Consider the following 7,774-nt stretch of genomic DNA (forward strand, 5'->3'; position numbering starts at 1 on the left):
ATCACTGGGATTTTTATGCCCTTTTGGGTTTTTGAATGGAGGAAAATCACATGAAAATTATTAATATTGGAGTTTTAGCTCATGTTGATGCAGGAAAAACTACCTTAACAGAAAGCTTATTATATAACAGTGGAGCGATTACAGAATTAGGAAGCGTGGACAAAGGTACAACGAGGACGGATAATACGCTTTTAGAACGTCAGAGAGGAATTACAATTCAGACAGGAATAACCTCTTTTCAGTGGGAAAATACGAAGGTGAACATCATAGACACGCCAGGACATATGGATTTCTTAGCAGAAGTATATCGTTCATTATCAGTTTTAGATGGGGCAATTCTACTGATTTCTGCAAAAGATGGCGTACAAGCACAAACTCGTATATTATTTCATGCACTTAGGAAAATGGGGATTCCCACAATCTTTTTTATCAATAAGATTGACCAAAATGGAATTGATTTATCAACGGTTTATCAGGATATTAAAGAGAAACTTTCTGCCGAAATTGTAATCAAACAGAAGGTAGAACTGTATCCTAATATGTGTGTGACGAACTTTACCGAATCTGAACAATGGGATACGGTAATAGAGGGAAACGATGACCTTTTAGAGAAATATATGTCCGGTAAATCATTAGAAGCATTGGAACTCGAACAAGAGGAAAGCATAAGATTTCAGAATTGTTCTCTGTTCCCTCTTTATCATGGAAGTGCAAAAAGTAATATAGGGATTGATAACCTTATAGAAGTTATTACTAATAAATTTTATTCATCAACACATCGAGGTCCGTCTGAACTTTGCGGAAATGTTTTCAAAATTGAATATACAAAAAAAAGACAACGTCTTGCATATATACGCCTTTATAGTGGAGTACTACATTTACGAGATTCGGTTAGAGTATCAGAAAAAGAAAAAATAAAAGTTACAGAAATGTATACTTCAATAAATGGTGAATTATGTAAGATTGATAGAGCTTATTCTGGAGAAATTGTTATTTTGCAAAATGAGTTTTTGAAGTTAAATAGTGTTCTTGGAGATACAAAGCTATTGCCACAGAGAAAAAAGATTGAAAATCCGCACCCTCTACTACAAACAACTGTTGAACCGAGTAAACCTGAACAGAGAGAAATGTTGCTTGATGCCCTTTTGGAAATCTCAGATAGTGATCCGCTTCTACGATATTACGTGGATTCTACGACACATGAAATTATACTTTCTTTCTTAGGGAAAGTACAAATGGAAGTGATTAGTGCACTGTTGCAAGAAAAGTATCATGTGGAGATAGAACTAAAAGAGCCTACAGTCATTTATATGGAGAGACCGTTAAAAAATGCAGAATATACCATTCACATCGAAGTGCCGCCAAATCCTTTCTGGGCTTCCATTGGTTTATCTGTATCACCGCTTCCGTTGGGAAGTGGAATGCAGTATGAGAGCTCGGTTTCTCTTGGATACTTAAATCAATCATTTCAAAATGCAGTTATGGAAGGGATACGCTATGGCTGTGAACAAGGATTGTATGGTTGGAATGTGACGGACTGTAAAATCTGTTTTAAGTATGGCTTATACTATAGCCCTGTTAGTACCCCAGCAGATTTTCGGATGCTTGCTCCTATTGTATTGGAACAAGTCTTAAAAAAAGCTGGAACAGAATTGTTAGAGCCATATCTTAGTTTTAAAATTTATGCGCCACAGGAATATCTTTCACGAGCATACATCGATGCTCCTAAATATTGTGCGAACATCGTAGACACTCAATTGAAAAATAATGAGGTCATTCTTAGTGGAGAAATCCCTGCTCGGTGTATTCAAGAATATCGTAGTGATTTAACTTTCTTTACAAATGGACGTAGTGTTTGTTTAACAGAGTTAAAAGGGTACCATGTTACTACCGGTGAACCTGTTTGCCAGCCCCGTCGTCCAAATAGTCGGATAGATAAAGTACGATATATGTTCAATAAAATAACTTAGTGTATTTTATGTTGTTATATAAATATGGTTTCTTGTTAAATAAGATGAAATATTTTTTAATAAAGATTTGAATTAAAGTGTAAAGGAGGAGATAGTTATTATAAACTACAAGTGGATATTGTGTCCTGTATGTGGAAATAAAACACGATTAAAGATAAGGGAAGATACTGAATTAAAAAAATTCCCCCTCTATTGTCCGAAATGCAGACAAGAAAATTTAATTGAAATAAAGCAGTTCAAAGTAACTGTGATTACAGAGCCAGACGCAAAGACGCAGAGCCGATAAAATGAGATTAATACAATCTCATTTTATCGGCTCTTTCCGTTATGTATGGATTCTTTTAATTAGTCTTCGATGTTTCTTGCTTCGTTGATACCGCTGGCTAAAGATTCCATTAAGGATAGTTCTTTGTCTGTAAAGCTATCCATGTATTTCTCTATCTGTAATCGTCGGGTGCTTTTTACCAAGTTATTAGCAGGTAAGAAAAATTCATCAACGGAAACATGAAGTAACGATACAAGGTCATAAAGAACTTGTATGCTGGGGTGTTGCCCTTTATTTTCAATATTAGTTAAGTACCGTGGGTCAATTTCAATCAATGCTCCCACTTGTTCACGAGTTAAACCTCGTTTCAATCGAGCTTCTTTAATGGCTAAACCAAAGGCTCTAAAATCATATTTATCTTCTTTTTTACGCATAGTAGACCACCTCTATACATTTTATTGTTCCTACTGAATTAAAAACAGGTATAGAAAAACGTGTTATATGGTTTATAGGTTTATATTTAATAAAAAGCACTACTAAACGCCAATAAAAAAAACCGTTATATGGTAGTGCTATTTACGCTGTTAAAATATTGTATATTACTTCCAAATGGCGGTTTGTTGGAGGTCAACGTCGCCATGAAGTACATCATATACAATAAATTTCCTTACATTGGGTTCTTGTCAAAAAAAGTCGTCTATCTGCAATAGATAAGTACGTCCACCAATGTGGTTTTATAAATCATATAGATAGAATAACAGAAGCATGTAAACAGAGAAATAAATCTGTTTATATGCTTTTTTGGCTATTCAGAACTTTTTTACAAAGTTTATTTATCAGTAATGCAACAAATCCCCCTTTCACATTGGGACTAAGAGTGAAAGGAGATAAACGAGCAAGGCTCACTTCCTTTCCTAGACAGAAAGGGGGTGAGAAACATGAAACCATCTTCTTTTCAGACCACAATAGAAAATCAGTTTGACTATATCTGTAAACGTGCTATGGAAGACGAGCGAAAGAATTATATGCTTTATCTTTCAAGGATTGCAAAGCGTGAGGTGTCCTTTTCGGATGTTGGCGATTATCTTGTTAGCCAGTTTGCGACAACAGATAACTATTCAACTGACTTTCAGATTTTTACACTCAATGGGTTATCAGTAGGCGTTGAAAATGATTTGTTGAGTGAAGCATTACGTGAGTTGCCAGACAAGAAACGTGAAATTCTACTGCTGTTTTACTTTATGGACATGAGCGATTCAGAAATTGCAGACCTGTTGAAATTGAACCGTTCTACTGTCTATCGGCATAGAACCAGTGGACTAGCCTTAATTAAAAAGTTTATGGAGGAATTTGAAGAATGAAAACACAATATCCTATGATTCCCTTTCCTCTCATTGTAAAGGCAACAGATGGCGATACCGAAGCGATTAACCAGATTCTACATCATTACAGAGGGTACATAACGAAGCGTTCCCTACGACTTATGAAAGATGAATATGGCAATCAAAGTATGGTCGTTGATGAAGTCTTACGTGGAAGAATGGAAACCAGACTGATTACAAAGATTTTGTCATTTGAAATTAAGTAATATCCTCTCTCCTTTCGTGGAAGCGTGCTAAACCATTCCACGCTTCCCGAACAGGGAGGTTTGTTATTCCACCAAAGCATATTGAGCTTTCAATGTGTTTTGATAGGCTAACGAGCCATTGTTCTTTGAAAACTGAATAAAAGTAATCGAATACGTTTCGATAAGAAAAGAGCCAACGGAACTAACCGCCATGACCTATCTTATAAAGATAGCGAGCGATTCATGTTAGTGATCCGAGAAGCAATCTTTAGCAGGATTGCCTGCAACGACATTCTTATCGTGATAATGATACTCCCATACAGTCAATAGTCCGAGCGTGATAAAACCGTCGCAGGCAATGAGTATGGCTACATGAGAACCATGCAGGGGTGGAACTCCCGTGAGCTTTGCTAAAGCTGTTCGATTGCTGGTAAAACAACTTTTATGAAATCCAAATAAGTGATTTGGAAAGGAGGATTTTATGAAGCAGACTGACATTCCTATTTGGGAACGTTATACCCTAACCATTGAAGAAGCGTCAAAATATTTTCGTATTGGCGAAAACAAGCTACGACGCTTGGCAGAGGAAAATAAAAATGCAAATTGGCTGATTATGAATGGCAATCGTATTCAGATTAAACGAAAACAATTTGAAAAAATTATAGATACATTGGACGCAATCTAGCGTCGCCAAAGGGTCTTGTATATGATAAAATAGTATTAAGTCGTATCAAGGCTCTTTCCATAAAGGAAAGGAGCAAATGCCATGTCAGAAAAAAGACGTGACAATAAAGGTCGAATCTTAAAGACTGGAGAGAGCCAACGAAAAGACGGAAGATACTTATACAAATATATAGATTCATTTGGAGAACCGCAATTTGTTTACTCGTGGAAACTTGTGGCTACAGACCGAGTACCAGCAGGAAAGCGTGATTGTATCTCACTTAGAGAGAAAATCGCAGAGTTACAGAAAGACATTCATGATGGTATTGATGTTGTAGGAAAGAAAATGACACTCTGCCAGCTTTACGCAAAACAGAACGCTCAAAGACCAAAGGTTAGAAAAAACACTGAAACTGGACGCAAATATCTTATGGATATTTTGAAGAAAGACAAGTTAGGTGTAAGAAGTATTGACAGTATTAAGCCATCAGACGCTAAAGAATGGGCTATTAGAATGAGTGAAAATGGTTATGCTTATCAAACCATCAATAACTACAAACGTTCTTTAAAGGCTTCATTCTATATTGCTATACAAGATGATTGTGTTCGGAAGAATCCATTTGACTTTCAACTGAAAGCAGTTCTTGATGATGATACTGTCCCTAAGACCGTACTAACAGAAGAACAGGAAGAAAAACTGTTAGCCTTTGCAAAAGCTGATAAAACCTACAGCAAAAATTATGATGAAATTCTGATACTCTTAAAAACAGGTCTTCGTATTTCAGAGTTTGGTGGTTTGACACTTCCAGATTTAGATTTTGAGAATCGTCTTGTCAATATAGACCATCAGCTATTGAGAGATACTGAAATTGGGTACTACATTGAAACACCAAAGACCAAAAGTGGCGAACGTCAAGTTCCTATGGTTGAAGAAGCCTATCAAGCATTTAAGCGAGTGTTAGCGAATCGAAAGAATGATAAGCGTGTTGAGATTGATGGATATAGTGATTTCCTCTTTCTTAATAGAAAGAACTATCCAAAAGTGGCAAGTGATTACAACGGCATGATGAAAGGTCTTGTTAAGAAATACAATAAGTATAACGAGGATAAATTGCCACACATCACTCCACATAGTTTGCGACATACATTCTGTACCAACTATGCAAATGCAGGAATGAATCCAAAGGCATTACAGTACATTATGGGACATGCTAATATAGCCATGACGCTGAACTATTACGCACATGCAACATTCGATTCTGCAATGGCAGAAATGAAACGCTTGAATAAAGAGAAGCAACAGGAGCGTCTTGTTGCTTAGTAGTACAAATGAATTTACTACTTATTTACCACTTCTGACAGCTAAGACATGAGGAAATATGCAAAGAAACGTGAAGTATCTTCCTACAGTAAAAATACTCGAAAGCACATAGAATAAGGCTTTACGAGCATTTAAGAAAATATAAAAAGATAATTAGAAATTTATACTTTGTTTAATGTAAAAAATAAGGGTCTTGAAAAAATTCAGAGAGGCATTACAATCTTACAAGATTTAGAGTATGTAGATGGTGCAAGATACTATGAAAACTATTTTGCAAGTCAGCTCTCAAATGAAGATTTGTAATATGTTCTCATTACATCGACTGATGAAAAATAAATGGGTTTGTAGATGGAGTGATAAATAGCAGTATCTAGGAGCTAGAGTTCCTATTTTCAGAAAAAATATATTACAAAAAAGTGGGGGCTCCCACTTTTTTTGTTAGACTGATTTCAATAGAATACTCTTTGAAATGTGAGAAAGGCCTGTTATGAAACTATTCTTAAGACATCATTTATTTAGAATACTGACCTTATCAAGGTTTTTGAGCTCAAGTGGAGCTTATATTTATAATCTGGTATTTATCGTTTATGCTGCGAGTCTACCCTTTAAAAATATAGCAGTATTTATGGCGAATATGATTACGATTTTACCTTTTCTATTTACTTTTTATGTTGGGATTAAGGCTGATCATACTCGGAATAAAGCAGGGACAATTATCTGGGTTGGTTGTGTACAAAGTCTGCTATTTCTTTTGATTGCTGGTGTGATTCATGACCAGAACTTCGTAACGTTTGCTTTTATCTGTATGGTTAATATCTGTTCGGATATTTTATCAGATTATACAGCAGGTCTTCGTATGCCGATTATCCAGCATAATATTTCGGAAGATAGGCTCTATGAAGCTTATTCCTTTACTCAGTTTGTTTCCTATTTATCAAATCTAGGAGGTCAAGCCTTAGGAGTGTGGTTACTCACAACCAGTCATCAAAATTTTTCTTTTGTTGCAATTGTGAATGCTGGTTTCTTTTTACTATCTTCTCTCATTTTGTTCAAAAATAGAAGAGAATTGACGCATTTGTCTGTAAGTGTAGAGGATAAGTCGATTAGTTTACTCCAACAAGTTAAGGCAATCTATGCGGACATGGATGATATATTTAGACAGAGAGAAAGTAAATCATTGTTTAAAATTATTCTTGTCATTTTGGTAATGAATACTTTGGGAGGAGCTGTTGGAGGTATTTATCACTTTTACTTATTAGACCATACTATCTATCATCTCAGCTATGCTCAAGCTCTATTTTTAATTGAATGTGTTAGTTTGGGAGGAGCTATTCTTGGTAGCCTAACTCCCCATGATTATTTTGGAAAATTGTCGTTTTCAAGTTTGCTATCGCTCAATGCAATTCTGTTTGTCTTACTTGCTACTGCTAATATTTTAGATTTTTCTCCTCTAGTAGGTGTTGTTTGCTTAGCCTTTGTCATGTATTTGATGTCGAAATCAATGCCTAAATTAGATACTCTGTTATTGTCTAATTTGAGTGCGGATGTATTAGCTAGAAGTAATAATCTCTTGAGTATGATTTTTTCCCTAACATTACCCTTGGGGATGTCTGTATTTTCCTTCTTAGCTTTGCAAGATATTAGGCTGTGTTGGTGGGTGTTTTTGGTAGTGAGTGTGATAGGGTTGATTTTATCACTAGAAAAAAGAAGTTTTTCGGGTAAAAAATTTTAACCTAGGAAAATCAGGCTTACTAGAAGGCCTTCCAGATTTGATTCGTGTGACGACTGTGACCTTGATTTCCCTTGTTGGGGAAACAGCTATGGCCGGTGCGGTTGGAGCTGGCGGTATTGGTAACGTAGCCATCGCTTATGGATTTAACCGTTACAATCACGATAAAACTATCTTGGCAACCATCATTATCATTTTGATTATCTTTAAATTCATACTCAATGAAAATCAAAGAGCAAAGTAGGAAACTAGCCGCAGG

9 protein-coding genes and 1 pseudogene are annotated in these 7,774 nt (G+C 35.8%); 8 read left to right on the forward strand and 2 right to left on the reverse strand.

The features are described from left to right. The first annotated feature begins 50 nt into the window (after window positions 1-50). Both tet(M) and HT719_RS07150 read left to right on the forward strand, forming a co-directional pair. The gene (tet(M), locus tag HT719_RS07145; RefSeq protein WP_172928698.1) at window positions 51-1,970 is read left to right on the forward strand and encodes a tetracycline resistance ribosomal protection protein Tet(M); all 1,920 of its coding nucleotides are present in this window, start codon (window positions 51-53) and stop codon (window positions 1,968-1,970) included. Window positions 1,971-2,088: 118 nt separating this feature from the next. Then, complete coding sequence (locus tag HT719_RS07150; RefSeq protein ID WP_000336323.1) at window positions 2,089-2,256, forward strand: cysteine-rich KTR domain-containing protein; 168 nt, start codon at window positions 2,089-2,091, stop codon at window positions 2,254-2,256. A gap of 59 nt (window positions 2,257-2,315) precedes the next feature. Here HT719_RS07150 and HT719_RS07155 read toward each other — a convergent pair whose 3' ends face one another. After that, window positions 2,316-2,669 (reverse strand): helix-turn-helix transcriptional regulator, encoded by a 354-nt coding sequence (locus tag HT719_RS07155; protein WP_001227347.1) that lies wholly within the window; start codon window positions 2,667-2,669, stop codon window positions 2,316-2,318. A gap of 504 nt (window positions 2,670-3,173) precedes the next feature. Here HT719_RS07155 and HT719_RS07160 point away from each other — a divergent pair. After that, complete coding sequence (locus tag HT719_RS07160) at window positions 3,174-3,596, forward strand: sigma-70 family RNA polymerase sigma factor (protein ID WP_000804885.1); 423 nt, start codon at window positions 3,174-3,176, stop codon at window positions 3,594-3,596. After that, window positions 3,593-3,823: a helix-turn-helix domain-containing protein gene (locus HT719_RS07165; protein ID WP_000857133.1), complete on the forward strand. Its 231-nt coding sequence runs from the start codon at window positions 3,593-3,595 to the stop codon at window positions 3,821-3,823. Before HT719_RS07160 ends, HT719_RS07165 begins: the two co-directional genes overlap by 4 nt. A gap of 225 nt (window positions 3,824-4,048) precedes the next feature. On the opposite strand, the gene HT719_RS11635 is transcribed toward HT719_RS07165, so the two are convergent. Next, window positions 4,049-4,300 (reverse strand): hypothetical protein, encoded by a 252-nt coding sequence (locus HT719_RS11635; RefSeq protein WP_001845478.1) that lies wholly within the window; start codon window positions 4,298-4,300, stop codon window positions 4,049-4,051. Here HT719_RS11635 and HT719_RS07170 point away from each other — a divergent pair. From HT719_RS07170 to HT719_RS07185, 4 genes and pseudogenes are all read left to right on the forward strand, one after another. Then, window positions 4,284-4,487, forward strand: a complete 204-nt coding sequence (locus HT719_RS07170) for an excisionase (RefSeq protein WP_000814511.1) — start codon at window positions 4,284-4,286, stop codon at window positions 4,485-4,487. The genes HT719_RS11635 and HT719_RS07170 overlap by 17 nt on opposite strands. 81 nt (window positions 4,488-4,568) lie before the next feature. Beyond that, window positions 4,569-5,786, forward strand: coding sequence for a tyrosine-type recombinase/integrase (locus HT719_RS07175; protein WP_001291561.1), 1,218 nt, complete (start codon window positions 4,569-4,571; stop codon window positions 5,784-5,786). Between the two features lie 487 nt (window positions 5,787-6,273). Next, entirely contained in the window at window positions 6,274-7,518 is a 1,245-nt protein-coding gene (locus HT719_RS07180) for a transporter (RefSeq protein WP_172928700.1), read from the forward strand. 22 nt (window positions 7,519-7,540) lie between these two features. Beyond that, window positions 7,541-7,759 (forward strand): annotated as a pseudogene (locus HT719_RS07185) (hypothetical protein); the annotation flags it as partial. Window positions 7,760-7,774 lie beyond the last annotated feature (15 nt).

The sequence above is a fragment of the Streptococcus sp. k-378 genome, assembly GCF_013277505.1.
Taxonomy (GTDB): domain Bacteria; phylum Bacillota; class Bacilli; order Lactobacillales; family Streptococcaceae; genus Streptococcus; species Streptococcus pseudopneumoniae.